Here is a 20,545-nt window from a genome sequence, read left to right as displayed (position 1 = left end):
GCACGGCGCTCACTCTATGGGGCCCGGGAGGCCCCTGCGCGCCGCCCTCCGCCGGGCGTCTCGCGTCGGTGTAGCGTCGGCGTCGTGCATTTCGTGATCATGGGCTGCGGGCGGGTCGGGTCCTCCCTCGCGCACAGCCTCGAGGCGCAGGGCCATGACGTGGCCGTCATCGACCAGGAGGAGTCGGCGTTCCGCCGGCTGGGGTCCTCCTTCGAGGGACGCCGCGTCACCGGCGTGGGCTTCGACCGGGACACCCTCAAGGAGGCGGGCATCGACGACGCCTACGCCTTCGCGGCCGTCTCGAGCGGTGACAACTCCAACATCCTGGCCGCCCGCGTGGCCCGTGAGACCTTCGGCGTCGAGCACGTGGTCGCCCGCATCTACGACCCCGGTCGCGCCGAGGTCTACCAGCGGCTCGGCATCCCCACCGTGGCCACGGTGAAGTGGACGTCCGACCAGATGATCCGCCGGCTGCTCCCCCAGGGCCACGTGCCCGAGCTCGTGGACCCGTCCGGCAAGGTCGTCATCGCCGAGGTGACGGTCAACCCCGCGTGGGTGGGCCACCGCATCAGCGCCCTCGAGGAGGCCACGGGCGCGCGCACGGCATACCTGACGCGGCTCGGCTCCGGCATCCTCGTCCAGCCCGACACGGTCTTCCAGGAGGGCGACCTGCTCCACGTCGCCACGATGGTCAGCGACCTGCCGTCGGTGGAGCGCACGCTCGACGCCCCGCCCGCTCCGGGCGAGCACTGACGAGAAGCACGAACCAGGAGGACATCGATGCGCGTCGTCATCGCCGGGGCCGGCAGCGTGGGCCGTTCCATCGCCCGCGAGCTGCTGCACAACGGCCACCAGGTGCTGCTCATGGACAAGGAGCGCAAGGAGATCCAGAGCCGGATCCCCGAGGCGAGCTGGCTGCTCGCCGACGCCTGTGAGATCACCGCCCTGCACGAGGCCGGCCTGGCCGAGTGCGACGTCGTCGTCGCCGCCACCGGCGACGACAAGGTCAACCTCGTCGTGTCGCTGCTCGCCAAGACCGAGTTCGGCGTCCCCCGCACCGTGGCCCGGGTCAACAACCCGAAGAACGAGTGGATGTTCGACGAGGCCTGGGGGGTGGACGTCGCCGTGTCGACGCCGCGGCTCATGACGGCCCTCGTCGAGGAGGCCGTGAGCGTCGGCGACCTCGTGCGGATCTTCCAGTTCCAGCAGGGCCAGGCCACCATGGTCGAGCTCACCCTGCCGGCCGACAGCCCGTATGCCGGCAAGCGCGCCGGCGACGTGGCGTTCCCCGGGGAGACGGTGCTCGTGGGCATCATCCGCGAGGACCACCCCATCGCTCCGAGCCGGGACGACTCCCTGGAGCCGCACGACGAGCTCCTCTTCATCACCACGCCCGAGTTCGAGGACGAGCTCGAGGCGATGCTCAGCCCCGGCGACCGGGTGCCGCGCGCGGCCGACTGACCCGCTGCGGCGGGGACATCGCGCCCGTCCAGCGGGCCGCGTCGTGACGGGCCGCGTCGTGACGGGCCTCGGACCGGCAGGGCCGCGGACCAGCAGGCCGCGTACCAGCAGGCCGCGGACTAGCGGGCCGGGGACTCGGTGTCGGTGGCCGGGCCGCGCTCGGCGGCACGGTGGGGTTCGTGCACCCCGGTGGGGGCCGGCTCGAGCTCCTGGGGCGTGTGGCCACGGACCAGCAGCACACCCATGACCGCCAGGGCGCCCAGCCACAGCGGCCAGCCCAGGACGATCTTGGCGACGCCGAGGGCCGCCACGGCGCCGGCGAGGTAGAGCGGGAGCATCAGGGCGAGCCGGATGGCGAAGATGGCGACCAGCACCAGGGTCAGCCGCTGGCAGACGCGCACCAACCCGTGGTCGCGGCGCCAGCCCAGGGGGTCCTCGGCGAGGTCGGGGTCGCCGGCGGCGACCATGAAGCCGACCAGGGGCCAGCGGGTCGCGACCGACAGGACCGCGACCACGCCCATGACGACGTTCCAGAGGATGCCGGGGAGGAACGCGTCCTCGGCCCGGCCCGAGCGCAGGGCGAAGACGGCGGCGACCACCGTGGGCACGACCGCCTGCAGCACGAACTTGACGCTCTGGCGCTGGGCGAGGCGGACCACGGCGAGCACGACCGTCACGGCTACGGCGGACACGACGGCCGTCCGCAGGTCGTTGCGCGCGACCCAGGCCACGACGAACGCGAGCGTGGGCAGCGCGGTCTCCAGCGAGCCCCGCCACCCGCCGAGGGCCGCGGACAGCCGGTGACGGATGACCTCCTCGACCGTCGTCGGCGGGAGGGGTCCGCCGGCGTCGGCGGCCGGGTGGTCAGTGGCCACGCGGCGGGACGATCTCGTAGAAGGGGTTGAAGATCGTGGGCACGCCGCGCGTCCACGTGACGCGACCGCTGGCCCGCAGGTAGGTGCCGGGTGAGATCCCGCCGATGGTGCGGCGACCGAGCCAGACGAGGTTGATGGTGCGGCTGCCGTCGTACAGGTCCACGACGAGGGCGGGCACGTTGACCCGGGGGCGAAGCGTCACCGCGCGAACGGTGCCGGACACCGTCGCCTCCTGCCGGTCGACGAGGTCGCACATGGGGGTGCAGCCCATGCGGGCGGCGTCCTCCTGCAGCTCGTCGGCCTCGATCTGCGTCACCGACTTGGTGAGCCGCTCACCGAGGCGGGCCAGGGGCGAACGTCGTTCCTTGGTGCCCGTGCCGCCGACACGCGTCGGGGTGCTGGGGTGAGCCATGGCTGCCTACCTGACCTCGGTGATCTCGGGGCCGCGTTCGAACGGCTTGAGGTCGTCGGCGCGCCGCGCGGGCACGTCGTGGTCCGGGTCGGCGGAGTCGGCCCCGGGACCGTCCGCCTGAGCCGGGAGCTGGAGCGGGAGCATCTCCCGCGGAGCCATTGCGGCGTCGCCGCGGACGACGACCGTGCTGCGCACGACCTCCAGCAGGGGTGCTGCCGCCTCGTCCTCGATCGCCGCACGGCCGGAGAACACGGCGCGCAGGAACCAGCGGGGGCCGTCGACGCCCGCGAACCGCGCCGGGGCGAAGACCGTGCGCCCGTCAGGGCCGGCGGAGGGCATGCGCGTGCGCAGCTCGAGCCCGAGCTCGCCGCGCACCTCGTCGGCGGTGCCGCCCTGGTTGAGGATCGACTCCGCGATCTCGCCGCGGATCTCGTCCCAGATGCCGGCGGTGCGCGGTGCGGCGAAGGCCTGGAGCTGGACGGCGGAGTCGCCGAGGACGGCGGTCGCACCGACCACCTGCCCAGCCTCCTCGTCCACCTCGAGCCGCAGCTCCATCCCGGGGACGCCCTGGATGCGCAGGCCGCCGAGGTCGAGCCGGCCGTCGGACTCGCCGTCGACCTCCGAGCTGTCGAACGGGCCGAGCTCCTCGCGGCGACCCGTGCGCGGCGCGCCGGCCGCGGACGCGGTGCCGGTGTCCTCGTCGCTGCCCGTCCCCGCGCCCGCGGAGCCGGCCGCGAGGCCGTCCGGGTCGGCGCCGGCGTCCTCGGCCCCCGCCGCGCAGGCCCGGGTGGAGTCGCCGGCGGAGAGGTCGTCGGCGGCGTCGCCGGGAAGCGTCTCGTCGGTCGCCGCGGTCTGCTTGCCTCGTCGGAAGATGCCCACTGCTGTCGTCAGTCCTTCGTCGTCGTGGTGTGGTGCCCGAAGCCACCACTGGCCCCGTGTCCAGTGTCACCCCGGGAGCTGTCGTCGAGCGAATCGACCTCGACGAACTGCACGCGGGCGACCTGCTGCACCACGAGCTGGGCGATGCGGTCGCCCCGGCGCACCGTGAACTCCTCGCGCGGGTCGAGGTTGACCAGGTTGACCAGCACCTCCCCGCGGTAGCCGGCGTCCACGGTCCCGGGTGCGTTCACGATCGTGATGCCGTGCCGGGCCGCGAGCCCGGACCGGGGGTGCACCAGCCCCACGTAGCCCTCCGGCAGGGCGAGGGCCAGCCCGGTGGGGACGAGCGTGCGCTCCCCCGGGGCCAGGGTCACCTCGACCGCTGAGTGCAGGTCGGCGCCGGCGTCGCCCGGGTGGGCGTACGACGGCACCGGGAGGTCCGGGTCGAGCCGGCGCAGGTGCACGGGCACCGCCGGCTCCGGGACGCGGGAAGGGTCAGCCACGTGGACTGACCCTATCCCTGCCCGGCCCTGCCGTCGTCCGTCCGGACGCGGGTGTCACCTACGCGGCGCACTCCCGGCACACCAGGACCCCGCCGGCCTCGCTGGCCAGCTGGCTGCGGTGGTGCACCAGGAAGCACCGGGAGCAGGTGAACTCGTCGCTCTGGCGCGGGATCACCCGGACCGAGAGCTCCTCCCCGGACAGGTCGGCACCCGGGAGCTCGAAGCCCTCGGCCTGCTCGGCCTCGTCGACGTCCACGCTCGAGGCGCTCTTGTCGACCCGTCGGGACTTCAGCTCCTCGATCGAGTCCTCGGACAGCTCGTCATCGGTCTTGCGCGGCGCGTCGTAGTCAGTCGCCATGGTCGCTGTCGCTCTCCTGTTGCTCGGTACATCTGGCCTCCCACTCGCCGGGAAGCCATTTCGCCGGTGTCAACGCAGGTGCATGCGGTTTTGTGCCCACCGCAGGCCGGGATTGTGCCCCATCGGGACCGGGGCGTCACCATCGGGTCCAGATTCGCCCGCCGCACCGTCGCCGGCGGTCCCGTCCCGCGTCCCGTTTCGGCCCGAACGTGGCGGTTCCGAACGCCAAGGAAACGTCTGGATTCACCCACTGTTCACCCAAGACGGACAACCCCGTTCCCGGATCCCGCGTTCGGGTGCATAGAGTCTCTGGCTCCGGCCCGAGCCCGACCTACACCTCGTCCCAGACGAAGAGAGGGGTGCACGATGACCGAGTTCCACAGTGAGATCCGCTCCCACGCCCAGAGCGCCATGGAGTCCCTGCGCGGGGCGCAGGAGTCCGGTGACGACTACCTCGCCTCCGTCCGGGAGGCCGAGCTGGAGAATCTCGCCTGCCTCGCGACCGAGCACGGCCTGCGCATCCCGGAGCTGGCGGGGTTCGCCGCCACGGCCTGACTCGACGCGGCGGCCGTCCGTCGCGGCAGGCTTCGGTGGCCGAGGGGCGCGGGACCGTCAGGCCGGCAGCCTCAGGACCGTGCGGCCCTCGCCTCGCGGACGACCCGCTCGAGCTCGCCGTGCAGCGCCGGCGCCCCGGCCACGACCATGTCGGGGGTGGGCGGCGCGTCCCCGAGGCCGGTGAACACCCCTCCGGCCTCCGTCAGCACCAGCCACGCGGCGGCCATGTCCCAGGCGTTGAGGCCCTGCTCGTAGTAGCAGTCGAGGGTGCCGTGGGCGACGGCGCAGATGTCGAGGGCTGCGCTGCCGAGCCGCCGGATGTCCCGGACGCGCGGCAGCACCTCGACGAGCACCCGTGCCTGCTCCCGCCGCCGCTCGGGGTCGTAGCCGAAGCCCGTGCCCGCCAGCGCCTGGGCCAGGACCGGTGGCGCCCCGACCGCGAGCCGCTCCTCCTCGCCCTCGCCGGTGCGCAGCCAGGCGCCGCCGCCCGCGCGGGCGTGGAAGAGCTGGCCCGTGACGGGGTTGACCACGGCCCCGGCCACCGGCTGCCATGCCCCGGGCGTGGCCGGGTTGCCCACCACGGCCGCGACGGACACGGCATACGCGGGCAGGGCGTAGAGGTAGTTGACGGTGCCGTCGATGGGGTCCACGACCCACGTCACGTCGGACCGGGCGGCGGCGCCGCCCTCCTCCTCGCCGAGGAAGCCGTCCTGGGGGCGCAGCTCCCCGAGGCGCGCGCGCAGGAGGTCCTGGGCGCGCTGGTCCATCACCGTGACGATGTCCGTGGCCGTGCTCTTGGTCTTCGACACCCCGAGGTCCCGCGGGCGCTCGTCGACGATGAGCCGGCCCGCCTCACCGGCCACCGCCACGGCCACGCGCTCGAGCTCCTCGAGCTCCTCCCCCGGCGGCAGCACCGCGTCCACGGTCAGTCCCGGCCGCAGAGGGCGGGCTTGGCGACGCGCAGGTTGGGGCAGCATCCCGGGGCGCAGACCCAGTTCAGCGGCTTGTCACCCGGCCACGCCGGCTGCTGCGGCTGCTCGCCGCGCGCGAGCGCTGCACGCTCGAGGAGGAGGTCCGCCAGGCCGGAGACGAACTCGGGGTCGACACCGACGGTGGGGACACGGACCAACCGCAGCCCGAGCCGTTCGGCCGTCTCCGCAGCCTCGGTGTCGAGGTCGTAGACGACCTCCATGTGGTCGGACACGAAGCCGATGGGCGCCACGACGACGGTGCGGGCGCCCTCGGCGGCCAGCTCCTCGAGCCGGTCGTTGACGTCGGGCTCGAGCCACGGCTGGGTGGGCGGGCCGGAGCGCGAGCAGAAGACCAGCTCGCCCTCGAGGTCGGTGTCGAGGGTGGCGTTGACCTCCTCGGTGATGGCGGCGCCGAGGGCCAGGTGCTGGTGGGAGTAGGCGTTGCCCTCGCCGTCGCCGGGGCCCGAGGTGTCGTCCATGGCGGTCGGGACGGAGTGCGTCACGAACAGCAGCCGCACGGCCGAGGGGTCCTCGCCGGAGCGCATGACCTGGCGGACCGCCTCCGTGACCAGCCGGCTGTTGGTGCGCGAGAAGCCGGGGTGGTTGGCGTAGGTGCGGACCTTGTCGACCTCGATGTCCACGCCGGCGGCCTCGACCTCCTGCTGCGCGGCTGCGAGGTCCTCGCGGTACTGCCGGCACGAGGAGTAGCAGGAGTACGCGCTCGTCATGACCGTCACGAGCCGCCGTATGCCGCGTTCGTGCGCCTCGGTGAGGGCGTCGGCCACGAAGGGGGTGAAGTTGCGGTTGCCCCAGACGATGGGGGTGTCGATCTCCCGGCGGTCCAGCTCGGCGCGCAGGGCGGCGATGAGGGCGCGGTTCTGGTCGTTGATCGGGCTGCGGCCGCCGAAGCCGTAGTAGTGCTCGCCGACCTCCTCGAGCCGCTCGTCGGGGATGTTCTTGCCGGCGGTGACGCGGCGCAGGAACGGCAGGACGTCCTCGGGCTTCTCGGGTCCGCCGAAGGACAGCAGCAGGATGCCGTCGTAGGGCGCGAGGGGGTTGGCGGTGTTCTCAGGGGTGCTCACAGGGAAATCCTCTACTGGGGGAGCTCGGTGCGCAGGGGACGGGGGGCGTGGACGTCGAGGACGACGGCCACCATCCGGACCACGAAGACGAACGCGACGCAGGCCCAGATGACGAGCGGGGTGACGAGGTTGAAGTGGTGGGCGGTCACGATGAGCGCGGACCCGAAGAGCGCGGGCAGCGCGTACATCTCCCGGCGGAGCACCTCGGGCACCTGCCCGGCGAGCAGGTCGCGCAGCATGCCGCCGCCGACGGCGGTGATGCCGCCGACGAGCACGGAGGTCAGGGGGTCCATGCCCGCGCCGAGGGCCTTGAGCGAGCCGCCGATGGCGAAGACGGCCAGGCCGGCGGCGTCCAGGACCCGCACGAACCGCGAGATGCGCTCGACGCCCGGGTGGTAGACGAAGGTCACGAGCCCGGCGACGACCGCGCTGGTCACCAGCCGCCAGTCCGAGATGCCGACCGGCGGCACGTGCCCGATCAGCAGGTCGCGCAGCACCCCGCCGCCCAGCGCCGCGGCCCCGGCGAGCACGAGCACCCCGAACAGGTCGAGCCGCTTCTTCACCGCCACGAGCCCCCCGGACAGGGCGAACGTGAAGACCCCGACCAGGTCGAGGACCAGCTGCAGGTGGGTGTCGAGGGTGAGCATCGCAGGTCAAAAGTACCTGCGCGGCGTGGGCGCTTTCGTGGGGACCTCACGGATGGCAGAGTCGAGGCGATGCCCAGCACAGACCAGGGCGGTACGGGAGAGGCAATGCGAGACCTGCGGCTCATCGGAGTCCACGAGGACGGTCAGCACCTGCTGCTGTCCGACAACGAGGGCGAGCGGTTCCGGGTGCAGCTCGACGAGCCGTTGCGCGCTGCCGTGCGCCGTGACCGCCCACGACTCGGCCAGCTGCAGATCGAGATCGACGGCGGCATGCGTCCACGCGAGGTGCAGGCCCTGATCCGGGCCGGCTACTCCGCCGCCGAGGTCGCCGAGCGCTCGGGCTGGACGGTCGAGAAGGTCGCCCGGTACGAGGGCCCGATCCTGGCCGAGCGCGAGTACGTCGCCGGCCTGGCCCGGACCGTGCGGGTGCGCGCCCGCGGCGGCAGCGGCCAGCAGGCCACCACGCTGGCCGCCCGGGTCAGCCAGCGCCTGTCCGGCCGCGGCGTCGACCCGGCCCTCGCCGAGTGGGACTCCGCCCGCAACGACGGCGGCGAGTGGACCGTCGTCCTCACCTTCCCGGCGGGTGGCCGCGAGCGCCAGGCGCGCTGGGCCTTCGACGTGCAGGCGCGCACCGTCACGGCCGTCGACGACGAGGCCCGCTGGCTCAGCGAGGAGGAGGCGGCCACCCCCGCGTCTCCGCTGCCTGCCCCCCACCTGGTCTCGACGCCCGTCCGGGCGACCACCGTCTACGACGTGGAGGCCGAGGGCGGCGTCGCCTCGCCACGCCGCCAGGCCGCTCCCCCCGTGCCCGAGGAGCCGCTCGACCTCATGTCGGCGATGCGCGAGCGGGCCGCCCACCGCGGCCGTCCCCGCCGGCGCCGCAGCAGCCCCGCCGCGACACCGGTCGACGAGGCCCCGCGCGAGGACGCCCTGCCCCTCGAGGACTTCGCCTACGACCCCGACACCATGCCGCCCCCGCCGGCGGCCAAGGGACCGCACCCGCTCGACGACGCCGCCGGTGAGGTCGGGCACGACGTGCTCCCCGCCGCGTACACCTCGCCCGACGACCGGCCAGGCCCGGTCGTCGACCGTGGGCCCGGGGCCGACGCCACCACGGCCGCGGAGGACGGGGAGGCCGCGGAGCCCCGCCAGCCGGAGCCCGGGGACCGGGGTCGGGTCGAGGCCGCCCAGCCGGCGTCCGGGGACCCGTCCAAGCCGGCGCGCGCGGACCGCGCCCAACCTGAGTCCGGTCAGCCGGCCGGACCCCGCCGGGAGGCTTCCGCGAAGGAGCAGCCCGCCGCCGGCCGGCCCGCCAAGCGGCGCACCGGCCGCCCGAGCGTGCCGAGCTGGGACGACGTCATGTTCGGGGCCAAGCCCCGCGAGTGACAGCACGGAGGTGGGCGCCTGCGGCGCGCGCCCGGGCCGTGCGTCTCTTCGCGGCCCCGCGCTCAGCCCTGCGGCAGCGGGCTCAGGCCTGCGGCAGCGGGCTCAGGCCTGCGGCACCGGGCTCAGGCCTGCGGCACCGGGCTCAGGCCTGCGGCACCGGGCAGAGGTCGAGGTCGAACGGCAGCACGTCGGGCGAGCTCGAGGCGGCCCGGGCCGCGGCCGAGTTCATCCGCCGCATGAAGTGGCGGCGGCACAGCACCTCGTACTCCACGAGGTCCTCGCCGCCCGGCTGGGTGTCGCCGACCACGACCTGCTCGCCCTCCACGACCATGGCGCCGTTGACGACGCGGGCGTTGTGCGTGGCGCGGCGGCCGCACCAGCACAGGGCCTCCACCTGCAGCACCTGCACCTTGTCCGCGAGCTCGATGAGCCGTCGCGAGCCGGGGAACAGCTGGGTCCGGAAGTCGGCCGTGATGCCGAAGGCGAAGACGTCCACCCCCATCTCGTCGACGATCCTCGCCAGCTGCTCGACCTGCTCGGCCGAGTAGAACTGGGCCTCGTCGCAGATGAGGTAGTCGACCGGAAGCCCCGAAGTCGCATGTCCCACCACGGTGTCCCAGAAGTCGAGGTCGTCGTGCACCTCGTGCGCCGCTGTCGACAACCCGAGCCGCGAGGACAGGCGGTCCTCCCCCGCGCGGTCGAGCTTGCTGAAGATCAGTCCCCGCCGGCCCCTGGCCCGGTGGTTGTGGTCCATCTGGAGGGCGAGGGTGGACTTGCCGGAGTCCATGGTGCCGGAGAAGAAGACGAGCTCAGCCACGAGAGGACACCCTAGGCGTTCACCCGGGCCGGGACGTGGAACAACGGCACCGCCGACTCCTCGGGTGTCAGCGACCCGTGCAGCCCCAGCAGCGCCAGCAGCTGCGGACGGGCGCGGCGCGAGTCGACGATCGCGAAGTTGTCCCGCATCGCCACCACCAGGTCGCCGATGCGTGCCCGGTTGCGGTCCTCCACGCGGCCGAACCAGCCCTCCTCGATCGCGGCGTCACGGGTGCGGATCCAGGCCCGCTCCTGCACGCGCTCGCGCCAGATGTGCGCGACGTCGTCCGCCGCGCCGGGCTGGCAGTACAGCTGGAGGGCGCGCGGCTCACCGCCGACGTGCCGGACGCCCGCCGCGAGCTCGAGGTCGTGGGCCAGGTCGATGCGCAGCGCGTGCGGGGCGTCCACCATCCCATGGTCGGCCGTGACGACCACGGCCGTGTCGGCGGGCACGCCGGCGACGAGCCGCGCGATCTCCGCGTCGATCGCCTCGAGCTCGTCGCCCCACTCCCAGGACTGGCAGCCGTGGACGTGGCCGACCTTGTCGAGGTCGCCCCAGTACACGTAGACGAGCGAGCGCTGGTCTCGCCGCAGGGCCGACTGCGCGGCGTCGACGCGGTCGGCGAGGCTGTTGGCGGCCACGAACCGGCCACCGCGCACCGCGGCCCTCGTGAGCCCCGAGCCGTCGAAGAACGCCGGGCCGATCCGGGTCACCGCGACGCCGTCGCGGTCGGCGGCCTCGAGCACGGTCTCGAGCGGCTGCCATGTGAGCGGGTCGGGGCCGTCCTCCCAGGACAGCTCGTTGACCAGCCGGTCCTCGCCGGGGACGAGCACCTCGTAGCCGAGCAGGCCGTGCATCCCGGGAGGTGCCCCGGTGCCGAAGGTGCCCATGGAGGTCGCGGTGGTCGAGGGGAAGCCGGCCGTGAGTCGGTGCGCGGCGGGCAGCAACGAGCGCAGGTACGGCGCGTGGCCGCCGCGGCGGCGGATCAGCTCGTACCCCAGGCCGTCGACGAGCACCACGACGGCGCGTCGTGCAGGCGGCATCTCGATCGGCGCCCGCCCGGCATACGCCCTGACCCCCAGGGCGGCAGCCACGGACGGGAGCACACCGGCGAGCCCGGCGTCGTCGTAGTGGGGTGGGGTCAGGCCCTCGTGCGGCATCGGCTACCGGACGTCCTGAGGGCGCAGCTGGGGCACGCGGCTCACCGGCCGATGCCGGCCGACAGCTGCCGGGCGAAGCCCAGCGCCTGGCGCAGGGCTGCCTCGCCCTCGGCGTCCGCGCTGATCCGCAGGGAGATGTCGTCGGACGCGACGCTTCCCTCGTAGCCGTGGTCGGCGTCGCAGTCGGGGTCGGCGCACGAGGCGGGCACGAGGTCGACCCGGCTCACCGCTCCCCACCCGAGCGTCAGGGTGATCTCGCGCCCGAGCGAGCCGGGCCGGTACTCCTGCGGGTTCGACACGACGTGGGTCACCATCACGCCCCGCACCGCGGACAGCGGGACGCTCTCGGTGGTGGCGGTGGCGGTGTCCTCGTGCTCGGGGCTCTCGTCGGTGTGGTCGTCGGCGTGGGCGATGACCAGCCGGCTCGAGGTCAGGGCCAGCACGGTGATGTGGCGCCGCACCACGTCGTGGTCGAAGGTCGTCTCCTGGTGCACGAGGTGCGAGACGACGTCCTCGCCCGCGAGCGCTTCCTGCACGACGTCACCCACGAGGGCCGGGTAGTACCCGGCCCGCTCGATGGCACGCGTGAGGTCGTCGGGCAGGGGCGCCAGGGGCGTCGACGCGCTGGACGGGGAGGTGGAACCCATGGGGGCCATCCTGCCCTAGCACGCGGCACCACGCCGGACGGCAGGTGCCGCCCGGTCATCGGTGCAGGTCAGCCCGCCGCTGCGCCCGGCGTGGCCGCCTCAGGGGTCAGGTGAGGGTGCGCCGTCCCGGGTCCTTGCGCCGCGGCATCGGCGACAGCGTGACCTCCGCACCGAGCACCTCCACCCCGCCGGCGTGGGCGTTGACGGGGTTGAGGACCAGGCTCGCGACCTCCGGGAGGTTGTCCGCGAGCACCGAGACGCGGGCGATGAGGTCCGCGAGCGCGGCGCGGTGCACCGGGGCCGCCCCGCGGTGCCCGTGCAGCATGGGCGACGCCTTGACCGAGGAGATGAGGTCGGAGACGTCGACGTCGGTGAGGGGCGGGATCCGGTGCCCGATGTCGCCGAGCAGCTCGGTGGGTGCCCCCGCGATGCTGAACGACACGACCGGGCCGAACAGCGGGTCCTCCTCGCTGCGCACGACGCAGGAGATGCCCGGCTGGGCCGCCATCCGCTGCACGACGAACGCGTTCGCCGACAGGGGCGTGAGCAGCTCGTTGAGCGCCTCGAACGCACCGCGCAGCTGATCCTCCGTGCGCAGGTCGACCCGGATCCCGGACAGGCCCGGCGAGTGCTGCATCAGCGGCGCGACCGACTTCACCACGACCGGGTAGCCGACGGCCTCGGCCGCCGTGACCGCCTCGTCCGCCGTGGTCACGGGGATGCTCTGCCACATCTCGATGCCGTAGGCCTGCAGCAGCTGCCCGGCCTCGGTGGGCGTGAGGCGCCGCCCCTCCGGGTCGCGCTCGAGGACCTCGTCGACGAGGTGCTGGGCCGCCTCGCGGTCGATGCCCACGGGCCGCACGGGCACGCCGTGGTCGCGCGAGCGCCACGCGGCATACCTCGTCGCCGCGGCGAGGGCGCGCACCGCGTCCTCGGGCATGGAGTATGCCGGGACCACCTCTTCGCGCCCGTCGCTCGTCGTGCCGGCCAGGCGCTCGACGACGCCGCGCATGCCGAGGAACGTGGCGACGCACGGCTTGTCGGACAGCAGGGCGGCGTCGCGCACGGCGGTCGCGACGTCCTCGTCGAGGGTGACCAGCGGCGGGATGAAGCAGGTGAGCACGCTGTCGACGTCGGGGTCGGCGAAGGCTTCCGCGAGCGCCTGGGCGAACCGCTCACCTCGGGCGTCGCTCGGCAGCGACACCGGCCCGTGGGTGACCTCGAGGCCCCAGCTGACGCAGGCCTCGGCGGTGAGCGCGCCGAGGGCGTCGGAGTTGCCGACCACCGCGACCCGGTTGCCGCCCGGCAGCGGCTGGTGGACGAGCAGCTGGGCGACGTCGAACATCTGGTGGACGTTCTCGACCCGGATGACGCCGGCCTGGCGCAGCATCGCGTCGAAGGCCTCCGGGCGCACGCGGGTGGTGCGGGCCCTGTGGCCGGGCGGGACGCCGTAGCTCGACACGCCGGACTTCACCACGACGACCGGCTTGGTCAGGGCGAGCCGACGGGCGATGCGGGAGAACTTGCGCGGGTTGCCCATCGACTCGAGGTAGAGGCCGACGACGTCGGTGTCCTGGTCGTCGATCCAGTACTGCATGAAGTCGTTGCCGGAGACGTCGACGCGGTTGCCGGCGGAGGCGAAGACCGAGATGCCGAGCCGCCGCCGGGCGGCCGAGGCCAGCACCGCGATCCCCAGGGCGCCGCTCTGGGCGAACAGGCCCAGCCGGCCGGCCGGCGGCAGCTCGGGCGCCAGGGAGGCGTTGAGGCGCACGTGCGGGGAGTTGTTGATGACCCCGAAGGAGTTCGGGCCGAGGACCCGCATCCCCGCGGCGCGGGCGCGGGTGAGCAGCTCGGCCTGCAGCTGCTCCCCCTCCGGGCCGGCCTCCGCGAAGCCCGCACTGACGACGAGCAGCGTGCGGACCCCGGCCTCGGCGCAGTCCGCGACGACGTCGAGCACCTCGTCGGATGGGACGGCGACCACGGCGAGGTCGACGTCGTCCGGGATCTCGGAGACCCGGGTGTGGCTCGGCAGGCCGAGCACCTCCATGGCCTCGCGGTTGACGGCGTGGACGGCGCCGTGGAACCCGGCCGCCAGGATGTTGGCGAGGATGCGGTGGCCGATGGAGTCGGTGCGGCGGCTGGCGCCGACGACCGCGATGGAGTCCGGGAACAGCACCGAGTGCATGCTCACCGACTCGGCCCGGTGCTCCCGGGAGAGCCGAACCGCCTCGGACCGCTCGGTCGGCTGGATGTCGAAGCGCAGCGACACGACGCCGTCCTCGAACCGCCGGCTCACCTCGTACCCGGCGTCGCCGAAGACCGACATCATCTTGCGGTTCTGCGGCAGCACCTCGGCGGTGAACTCCTCGATGCCCGACTCCCACGCGATGACGGCGAGGTGCTCGAGCAGGACCGACCCGATCCCCTTGCCCTGGAAGGAGTCGGAGATGTTGAACGCCACCTCGGCGCTCGTCGGCGTGATCCGGTCGTACCGGCCGATCCCGATGATCTCGCCGCGCACCGTCGCCACCAGGGCCACCCGGTCGTGGTAGTCGACCGTGGTGAAGCGGGTGACGTCGCGCTCGCTGAGCTGGCGCAGCGGCGCGAAGAAGCGCATGTAGATGGACTCGTCGGACTGGCCGGCGTGGAACCGGTGGACTGCCGGTGCGTCAGCGGGGGTGATGGGGCGCAGGTGGGCGACCGAGCCGTCGCGGAGCACGACGTCGGCCTCCCACCACGCCGGGTACCCGGGTGGAAGGGCCGCGGCCTGCGTCATGGCGCAAGCATGGCAGACCCGGCCGACGTCCCCGTCGGGTCAGCGCCGCATCGGGACCTGGGTGAAGTGCTGGCCGGCGTCGGTGCTCTGCCAGTACGCGAGGCCGCCCTCCACGGCATACACGAGCGACCCACCGGCAGCGCCCGCCCACACGGGTGCTCCCCCGCGGCCGGGGCCGGTGTCGGTCCACGTGCGGCCGCCGTCGGAGCTGGCGAGCAGCGCGGTGGGTGACGGCGGCCCGTCGACGCTCGAGGGCGCGCCCCCGGTGACCGCGACGAGGTGCTGGGCGTCGGTGCCGGTCAGCCAGGTCCCGGGGGCGGTCGGCCGGCCCAGCCCCGGTGCCGGGGTGGTCGTCCACGTCATGCCGCGGTCGGTCGACACGACCACCGACCACTCGTCCTGCGGCTTGCCCTTCGTCGGGCACAGCCCCACCAGGGTGCCGTGCGCCGCCGCGGACCCGGAGGCCCACATGCCGGAGTCGCAGCCGGCAACGGGGGCGACGGCCCCCGACGGCCCGGACAGCCGCACGAGCGGCCCGGGGCGGGCGGCCTGCGGGCTCGCGGGGTCGGACAGGGAGGTGTTGAGGTACGCGTCGTGGCCGTCCATCGCGATCCAGGCGGCCAGGGCGCTGGTGGGGGTGCCGTCGGCCTGGACGGCGGTGGTCGCCGTGTCCCCCGCCCTCCCGGTCCGGGCCTGCAGGTCGCTGCACCCCGCGCCGGGGGGCGTTCCGGGGGTGCACGCCCGGGCCGTGGCCATCCAGACCCGGTCGCCGTCGGTCTCCAGCGACAGCACGACCCGTCGGTCCACGTCGACCGGCTGCCAGCTGCGACCGCCGTCGAGGGTCCGCAGGGTGGTGCTGCCGAACACGTAGCCCACGTCGGGGCCGGAGAAGCGGATGCCGACGAGCTGGTGGGCGCCCGTCGGGGTGCTGCCCGCCCCCGCCGTGGTCAGCGTGGTGAAGGTGGAGAGCGCGACCCAGGTGCGACCGTCGTCGCGCGACGTCACGACCTGGGTGCACGGGGTGCCACCGGGGCAGGTCGCCGAGCCCAGGGCGTAGAGGACCTTGCCGCCCGCGTTGGTCAGCGAGACCAGGCCGAAGGACTGCGCGACCGGCAGCGGGCCGGTGGCCGTCGACACAGCCGGGGCGGGTGTCGTCGCCGACGAGGGCTGCGAGGAGGTCCAGGGGGAGGTCGTGGGCGCCGTCGTCACGGTCCGCGACACGGTCTGCACCGAGCCCTGCGAGGACGCGGTGGCGGGTGTCGTGCCGTCGCCCGGCCGGTGGGCCAGGCCGGCCCACGTGCCCGCGGCGACCACCGCCGCGACGGCGGCCACGGCGGCATACGGCAGCCACGAGCGTCGGGACGGGCGGCGGGCCTCGCGGACGATGCCCTCCCAGTGCTCGAAGCCCGCCTGCAGGTCGCGGACGTCGGCCCGCTCGCGGGCGAAGAACTCCTCCACGGGGTCGCGCTGGTCGCCGGCCCCGGGCAGGTCGGTCAGGTCGCGGCGGCTCATCGGGTCTCTCCCAGCATCTGTGCCATGCGCTGGCGCGCGTCGAACAGGTCTCGCTTCACGGCGCCCTCGGACTTCTCCAGCTGCCGGGCGACCGTCGCGACCGGGAGGTCGGCGAAGTAGTGCAGCAGGACCACCACCCGCAGCCGGTCCGGCAGCGCCTGGACGGCGTCGCGCACCGTCAGGGTGGTGGCGTGGTCGGGCGCCGGCGTCGCGACGTCACGGCCGGCCTCGTGCCGCTGGTATGCCGCGGCCTCGCGACCGCGCTTGCGCCAGTGGTCCCGCACGAGGTTCGCGGTGACGGTGTAGAGCCAGGGCCGCGGCTCGTCCACCTTCGCGAACTCGCGGTAGAGCTTGACGAAGGCCTCGCTGGCGAGGTCGTGGGCGGTGTCCGGGTCGCCGACCAGCTTCGCGGTCCAGCCCGCCAGCCGGGCGTAGTGCACGTCGTAGAGCTCGCGCAGGGCGGACTCGACGTCCACCGACTCGTGCGCAGGCACTGACAGCCCTCCCCGACTGCTCACCGCGGGAATCGGCCCGGCCAACGTGGTCACGTCCCTGTGACGCCACTGTGGTCCGCGCGGTTGGGCCCATCTTCCCAGCCCGGGCGCCCGGGAGGACCTTGGCCCCTGCGCATCGGGCCGGCCCGGAGCCCAGCATGGGTCATGAGGTCGAGTCGCAGGAGGTCCCGTCGCGCAGCCGCGCTGGTCGCCGTGGCCGCGGGGGCGGCCCTGTGGTCCGGTTGCGGCGGCCCGGCGCGGACGCCCGCAACCAGCCGCACGGGCACGTCGACCAGCGGCACGACGAGCGGGGTGACCACGCCCAGCACGGCGCCCACCTCGAGCTCACCGACCTCGTCCACGACCCGTGGCACCACGCCGGGCCCGAGCACCACGACACCCCGTCCGAGCTCGTCGACCTCGCAGCCACCCACCACCTCCTCGACCTCACCCCGCCCGACGATCCCGGCCGCGCTCGCCGACGGCGTGGTGACGCGGATCCCGACCAGCCGCAAGGTCGTGGCCCTCACCTTCGACGGCGGCGCAGGGTCCCAGGGCGCCGCGTCGATCCTGTCGACGCTGCGCGCGCAGGGCGTCCCCGCCTCGTTCTTCGTCACCGGCCAGTTCGCCACGGCGAACCCGGCGCTCGTCCGGCAGATGGCAGCGGTCGGTCCCGTGGGCAACCACACGTGGGACCACCCGCACCTGACAACCCTGTCGGACAGCGCGGTCCGGACCGAGGTCTCGCGCGCCGAGTCGGCGGTCCGGGCAGCGACCGGGCGCACCCCGCGGCCGTTCTTCCGGTTCCCCTTCGGCGAGTCCAGCAGCCACACCCTCACCCTCCTCCACGCCGCGGGCTACGGCGCCGTCGGCTGGACCACCGACTCCCTCGGCTGGAAGGGCACGAGCGGCGGCCAGTCGGTCGACTCGGTCGTGGCGAGGGTGCTCGCCGGGCGCACCCCCGGCCAGGTCGTCCTCATGCACGTAGGAGCGAACCCCGACGACGGCACCACCCTGGACGCCGCGGCCCTGGCACGCGTCATCGCCGGCTACCGCGCCGCCGGGTACGGCTTCACCACCCTCGACGCCCTGCGCTGAGCCCGGCGCCGACACAATGGCCGCGTGGAGCTTCGCGAGGTGCTGCGCCGGCGACGGATGGTGCGACGGTTCGACCCCGGCCGCCCCGTCGGGCGCGCCGCCCTCGACGCCGTCCTGTGTGCCGCGCAGCGGGCCCCCAGCGCCGGGTTCAGCCAGGGCTGGGACTTCGTCGTCCTGACCGGCGAGGACGAGCGGGAGGCGTTCTGGTCAGCCGTCGCGCGTGGCTCCTCGGACGGCCCCTCGGGTGGCTCCTCCGGGGAGCCGGACGCGTGGCTGCGAGGCGTGTCCGCCGCGCCCGCGCTGGTCCTGTGCCTGTCCGACCCCGACGCCTACCTCGACCGCTACGCCGAGCCCGACAAGGGCTGGACCGACCGCGACCCCGCCCGGTGGCCGGTCCCCTACTGGGACGTCGACACCGGAATGGCGGCGATGGCGATGCTCCTGGCGGCCGTCGACGAGGGCCTCGGCGCCCTCTTCTTCGGCGTGCCGCCGACGGCCCACGACCGGGTGCGGAAGGCACACGGCATACCGGGCAACCGGCGGCTCGTCGGGGTCGTGGCGCTCGGCCACGAACGCACCCGGGTCGGGGGGTCGAGCCGGACGCGGCCCCGCCGGCCGGCGGCCGAGGTCGTGCACTGGGGCACGTTCGGCGGAGCCGACCCCGGGCTCAGCGGCGTGGCGGGCGAGGGGCCCTCCGACCGGTAGGACAGGATGGTGGGGTTCCCCACCGACCGTGCCAGGAGATCGCCACCGCATGGCCCGCAAGACCACTGCCTCCCCGCCCCCGCCCGACGACTTCGTCGAGCGGATCGCCGACATCGACGTGTCGGAGGAGATGCAGAACGCCTACATCGAGTACTCCGTCTCGGTCATCAAGGCCCGGGCGCTCCCCGACGCCCGCGACGGCCTCAAGCCGGTGCAGCGGCGGATCCTGTTCTCGATGCAGGAGATGGGGCTGCGCCCCGACCGCGGCCACGTGAAGTCCTCGCGCGTCGTCGGCGACGTCATGGGCAAGTACCACCCGCACGGTGACACCGCGATCTACGACGCGCTGGTCCGGATGGCCCAGCCGTTCACGATGCGGCTGCCGCTGGTCGACGGGCACGGCAACTTCGGCTCGCTCGACGACGGGCCGGCCGCGTCCCGGTACACCGAAGCCCGTCCCGCGCCGGCCGCGCTGCTCATGACCGGCAGCCTGCACGAGGACACCGTCGACTTCGTCCCCAACTACGACGACCAGCTCATGCAGCCGGACGTCATGCCGGCGGCCTACCCCAACCTGCTCGTCAACGGCGTCAGCGGCATCGCGGTCGGCTTCGCCACGAACATGCCCCCGCACAACCTCGTCGAGGTCATCGGCGCCGCCCGCCACCTGCTGAACCACCCGTCGTGCTCCCTGGACGACCTCATGAAGTTCGTCCCCGGGCCCGACCTGCCCCAGGGCGGGCGCATCGTCGGGCTCGACGGCATCCGCGACGCCTACCTCACCGGCAAGGGCTCGTTCCGCACCCGCGCCACCGCCAGGGTCGAGAAGGTCACCCCCCGCCGCCAGGGCATCGTCGTCACCGAGCTGCCCTACCTCGTCGGCCCCGAGAAGGTCATCGAGAAGATCAAGGACAACGTCCAGTCCAAGAAGCTGCAGGGCATCGCCGACGTCAAGGACCTCACCGACCGCAAGCACGGCCTGCGGCTGGTCATCGAGGTCAAGAACGGGTTCAACCCCGACGCCGTGCTCGAGCAGCTCTACAAGCTGACGCCGATGGAGGACTCCTTCCCCATCAACAACGTCGCGCTGGTCGACGGGCAGCCGCGCACCCTGGGCCTGAAGGACCTGCTGCGCGTCTTCGTCGACTTCCGCACCCAGGTCGTGCGCCGCCGCACCGAGTTCCGGCTCGGCAAGAACAAGGACCGGCTGCACCTCGTCGAGGGCCTGCTCATCGCGATCCTCGACATCGACGAGGTCATCCAGGTCATCCGCTCCTCGGACGACTCCGCGATCGCGCGCACCCGCCTCATCGAGGTCTTCGACCTCACCGAGGTGCAGGCCAACTACATCCTCGACCTGCAGCTGCGCCGCCTGACCAAGTTCTCCCGCATCGAGCTCGAGAACGAGAAGACCGAGCTCGAGCGGCTCATCGAGGAGCTCGAGGCGATCCTCGGCGACGAGGCCCTGCTCACCAGGCTCGTCTCCACCGAGCTCGCCGAGGTCGCCAAGGCCCACGGCACCCCGCGGCGCACCGTGCTCCTGGAGTCCGCCGGCGTCCCCGCGACCGCGACCTCGCCGCTGGAGGTCGCCGACGACCCGTGCTGGGTCCTGCTCTCCTCGACCGGGCTCATGGCGCGCACGACGACAGCCGACCCGATCCCCACCGAGGGCGGCCGCAGCAAGCACGACGTCGTCGTCGGCGCCGTGCGCACGACGGCCCGGGGCGAGGTCGGCCTCGTCACCTCCCGCGGCCGGATGATCCGCCTTTCCGCCCTGGAGCTGCCGACCCTGCCGCCCACCAACGGCTCCCCCAACCTCTCCGGCGGCGCGCCGCTCGCGGCGTACGTCGACCTGCCAGCCGGGGAGGAGCCGCTGACGATCGTCTCGTTCGGCGCCGACGGCGCGGGCGTCGCGCTCGGCACCGCGCAGGGCGTCGTCAAGCGGGTCACGACCGACTACCCCGGCCGCACCGACTTCGAGCTCATCTCGCTCAAGGACGGCGACGAGGTCGTCGGCGCGGTCGGGCTGGCCTCCGACGACGCCGACCTCGTGTTCATCACCACCGACGCCCAGCTCCTGCGGTTCCCCGCGACCGCGGTGCGCCCCCAGGGCCGCGCGGCCGGCGGCATGGCCGGCATCAAGCTCTCGGCCGGGGCCCGCGTCGCGTTCTTCGGCGCCGTCGCCGCGGGCGCCGACGCCGTCGTCG

Annotated in this window: 22 protein-coding genes; 7 read left to right on the top strand and 15 right to left on the bottom strand. The window is 73.9% G+C overall.

Annotated features, from left to right (window positions below):
• The first annotated feature begins 84 nt into the window (after nt 1-84).
• The gene (locus ACFUC1_RS13290) at nt 85-753 is read left to right on the top strand and encodes a potassium channel family protein (RefSeq protein ID WP_379120471.1); all 669 of its coding nucleotides are present in this window, start codon (nt 85-87) and stop codon (nt 751-753) included.
• A 27-nt stretch (nt 754-780) separates the two neighbouring features.
• Nucleotides 781-1,461, top strand: coding sequence for a TrkA family potassium uptake protein (locus tag ACFUC1_RS13285; RefSeq protein ID WP_310156281.1), 681 nt, complete (start codon nt 781-783; stop codon nt 1,459-1,461).
• A 119-nt stretch (nt 1,462-1,580) separates the two neighbouring features.
• On the opposite strand, the gene ACFUC1_RS13280 is transcribed toward ACFUC1_RS13285, so the two are convergent.
• The 5 genes from ACFUC1_RS13280 to ACFUC1_RS13260 are packed head-to-tail and all read right to left on the bottom strand — an operon-like array spanning nt 1,581 to nt 4,488.
• Entirely contained in the window at nt 1,581-2,336 is a 756-nt protein-coding gene (locus ACFUC1_RS13280; protein ID WP_379120469.1) for a DUF3159 domain-containing protein, read from the bottom strand.
• Complete coding sequence (locus ACFUC1_RS13275) at nt 2,326-2,748, bottom strand: OB-fold nucleic acid binding domain-containing protein (protein ID WP_379120467.1); 423 nt, start codon at nt 2,746-2,748, stop codon at nt 2,326-2,328. Before ACFUC1_RS13275 ends, ACFUC1_RS13280 begins: the two co-directional genes overlap by 11 nt.
• Before the next feature lie 6 nt (nt 2,749-2,754).
• Nucleotides 2,755-3,627: a DUF3710 domain-containing protein gene (locus ACFUC1_RS13270; protein ID WP_379120466.1), complete on the bottom strand. Its 873-nt coding sequence runs from the start codon at nt 3,625-3,627 to the stop codon at nt 2,755-2,757.
• A gap of 8 nt (nt 3,628-3,635) precedes the next feature.
• Nucleotides 3,636-4,130, bottom strand: coding sequence for a dUTP diphosphatase (dut, locus tag ACFUC1_RS13265; protein WP_379120464.1), 495 nt, complete (start codon nt 4,128-4,130; stop codon nt 3,636-3,638).
• A 58-nt stretch (nt 4,131-4,188) separates the two neighbouring features.
• Nucleotides 4,189-4,488, bottom strand: a complete 300-nt coding sequence (locus ACFUC1_RS13260; protein ID WP_310156266.1) for a DUF4193 domain-containing protein — start codon at nt 4,486-4,488, stop codon at nt 4,189-4,191.
• A gap of 366 nt (nt 4,489-4,854) precedes the next feature.
• Here ACFUC1_RS13260 and ACFUC1_RS13255 point away from each other — a divergent pair, with 366 nt between their 5' ends.
• A complete protein-coding gene (locus ACFUC1_RS13255) occupies nt 4,855-5,043 on the top strand; it encodes a hypothetical protein (protein WP_379120462.1) in 189 nt (62 codons plus the stop codon).
• Nucleotides 5,044-5,114: 71 nt separating this feature from the next.
• On the opposite strand, the gene ACFUC1_RS13250 is transcribed toward ACFUC1_RS13255, so the two are convergent.
• The 3 genes from ACFUC1_RS13250 to ACFUC1_RS13240 are packed head-to-tail and all read right to left on the bottom strand — an operon-like array spanning nt 5,115 to nt 7,743.
• Nucleotides 5,115-5,957: an inositol monophosphatase family protein gene (locus tag ACFUC1_RS13250; protein ID WP_379120459.1), complete on the bottom strand. Its 843-nt coding sequence runs from the start codon at nt 5,955-5,957 to the stop codon at nt 5,115-5,117.
• An 11-nt stretch (nt 5,958-5,968) separates the two neighbouring features.
• Nucleotides 5,969-7,096 (bottom strand): ferrochelatase, encoded by a 1,128-nt coding sequence (locus ACFUC1_RS13245; RefSeq protein ID WP_379120457.1) that lies wholly within the window; start codon nt 7,094-7,096, stop codon nt 5,969-5,971.
• Between the two features lie 11 nt (nt 7,097-7,107).
• Nucleotides 7,108-7,743 carry a trimeric intracellular cation channel family protein gene (locus ACFUC1_RS13240; RefSeq protein ID WP_379120455.1) on the bottom strand — a complete coding sequence of 212 codons (636 nt, stop codon included), beginning with the start codon at nt 7,741-7,743 and terminating at the stop codon, nt 7,108-7,110.
• A 69-nt stretch (nt 7,744-7,812) separates the two neighbouring features.
• Here ACFUC1_RS13240 and sepH point away from each other — a divergent pair, with 69 nt between their 5' ends.
• Nucleotides 7,813-9,129 carry a septation protein SepH gene (gene sepH / locus ACFUC1_RS13235; protein ID WP_379120454.1) on the top strand — a complete coding sequence of 439 codons (1,317 nt, stop codon included), beginning with the start codon at nt 7,813-7,815 and terminating at the stop codon, nt 9,127-9,129.
• Nucleotides 9,130-9,271: 142 nt separating this feature from the next.
• Here sepH and ACFUC1_RS13230 read toward each other — a convergent pair whose 3' ends face one another.
• From ACFUC1_RS13230 to ACFUC1_RS13200, 7 genes are all read right to left on the bottom strand, one after another.
• Nucleotides 9,272-9,946: a thymidine kinase gene (locus ACFUC1_RS13230; protein WP_379120451.1), complete on the bottom strand. Its 675-nt coding sequence runs from the start codon at nt 9,944-9,946 to the stop codon at nt 9,272-9,274.
• Between the two features lie 11 nt (nt 9,947-9,957).
• Nucleotides 9,958-11,106, bottom strand: coding sequence for an alkaline phosphatase family protein (locus tag ACFUC1_RS13225; RefSeq protein WP_379120449.1), 1,149 nt, complete (start codon nt 11,104-11,106; stop codon nt 9,958-9,960).
• 41 nt (nt 11,107-11,147) lie between these two features.
• Nucleotides 11,148-11,753, bottom strand: a complete 606-nt coding sequence (locus ACFUC1_RS13220) for a DUF5998 family protein (RefSeq protein ID WP_379120447.1) — start codon at nt 11,751-11,753, stop codon at nt 11,148-11,150.
• A gap of 106 nt (nt 11,754-11,859) precedes the next feature.
• A complete protein-coding gene (locus ACFUC1_RS13215) occupies nt 11,860-14,529 on the bottom strand; it encodes a GNAT family N-acetyltransferase (protein ID WP_379120445.1) in 2,670 nt (889 codons plus the stop codon).
• Nucleotides 14,530-14,568: 39 nt separating this feature from the next.
• Complete coding sequence (locus tag ACFUC1_RS13210) at nt 14,569-16,041, bottom strand: WD40/YVTN/BNR-like repeat-containing protein (RefSeq protein WP_379120443.1); 1,473 nt, start codon at nt 16,039-16,041, stop codon at nt 14,569-14,571.
• Nucleotides 16,038-16,535: an RNA polymerase sigma factor gene (locus tag ACFUC1_RS13205; RefSeq protein ID WP_379120441.1), complete on the bottom strand. Its 498-nt coding sequence runs from the start codon at nt 16,533-16,535 to the stop codon at nt 16,038-16,040. Before ACFUC1_RS13205 ends, ACFUC1_RS13210 begins: the two co-directional genes overlap by 4 nt.
• 50 nt (nt 16,536-16,585) lie before the next feature.
• Nucleotides 16,586-17,065 carry a hypothetical protein gene (locus tag ACFUC1_RS13200; protein ID WP_379120439.1) on the bottom strand — a complete coding sequence of 160 codons (480 nt, stop codon included), beginning with the start codon at nt 17,063-17,065 and terminating at the stop codon, nt 16,586-16,588.
• On the opposite strand from ACFUC1_RS13200, the gene ACFUC1_RS13195 reads away from it, so the two are divergent.
• The 3 genes from ACFUC1_RS13195 to ACFUC1_RS13185 all read left to right on the top strand — a co-directional run.
• Entirely contained in the window at nt 17,055-17,633 is a 579-nt protein-coding gene (locus ACFUC1_RS13195; protein ID WP_379120437.1) for a polysaccharide deacetylase family protein, read from the top strand. The genes ACFUC1_RS13200 and ACFUC1_RS13195 overlap by 11 nt on opposite strands.
• A 24-nt stretch (nt 17,634-17,657) precedes the next feature.
• Nucleotides 17,658-18,338, top strand: coding sequence for a nitroreductase family protein (locus ACFUC1_RS13190; RefSeq protein WP_379120435.1), 681 nt, complete (start codon nt 17,658-17,660; stop codon nt 18,336-18,338).
• Between the two features lie 49 nt (nt 18,339-18,387).
• The coding region (locus ACFUC1_RS13185; RefSeq protein WP_379120433.1) for a DNA topoisomerase (ATP-hydrolyzing) subunit A at nt 18,388-20,545 on the top strand (2,158 nt) is incomplete at its 3' end.

Origin of the sequence: Pedococcus sp. NPDC057267 (genome assembly GCF_042668795.1) — a bacterium.
Classification (GTDB): Bacteria; Actinomycetota; Actinomycetes; order Actinomycetales; family Dermatophilaceae; genus Pedococcus.
This window is presented reverse-complemented; position numbering and strand designations above follow the sequence as displayed.

Coding starts and splice junctions, on each gene's coding strand:
- ACFUC1_RS13285 (WP_310156281.1), top strand. CDS start 781: ATGCGCGTCGTCATCGCCGGGGCCGGCAGCGTGGGCCGTTCCATCGCC.
- ACFUC1_RS13275 (WP_379120467.1), bottom strand. CDS start 2,748: ATGGCTCACCCCAGCACCCCGACGCGTGTCGGCGGCACGGGCACCAAG.
- ACFUC1_RS13260 (WP_310156266.1), bottom strand. CDS start 4,488: ATGGCGACTGACTACGACGCGCCGCGCAAGACCGATGACGAGCTGTCC.
- ACFUC1_RS13255 (WP_379120462.1), top strand. CDS start 4,855: ATGACCGAGTTCCACAGTGAGATCCGCTCCCACGCCCAGAGCGCCATG.
- ACFUC1_RS13240 (WP_379120455.1), bottom strand. CDS start 7,743: ATGCTCACCCTCGACACCCACCTGCAGCTGGTCCTCGACCTGGTCGGG.
- sepH (WP_379120454.1), top strand. CDS start 7,813: ATGCCCAGCACAGACCAGGGCGGTACGGGAGAGGCAATGCGAGACCTG.
- ACFUC1_RS13225 (WP_379120449.1), bottom strand. CDS start 11,106: ATGCCGCACGAGGGCCTGACCCCACCCCACTACGACGACGCCGGGCTC.
- ACFUC1_RS13220 (WP_379120447.1), bottom strand. CDS start 11,753: ATGGGTTCCACCTCCCCGTCCAGCGCGTCGACGCCCCTGGCGCCCCTG.
- ACFUC1_RS13215 (WP_379120445.1), bottom strand. CDS start 14,529: ATGACGCAGGCCGCGGCCCTTCCACCCGGGTACCCGGCGTGGTGGGAG.
- ACFUC1_RS13210 (WP_379120443.1), bottom strand. CDS start 16,041: ATGAGCCGCCGCGACCTGACCGACCTGCCCGGGGCCGGCGACCAGCGC.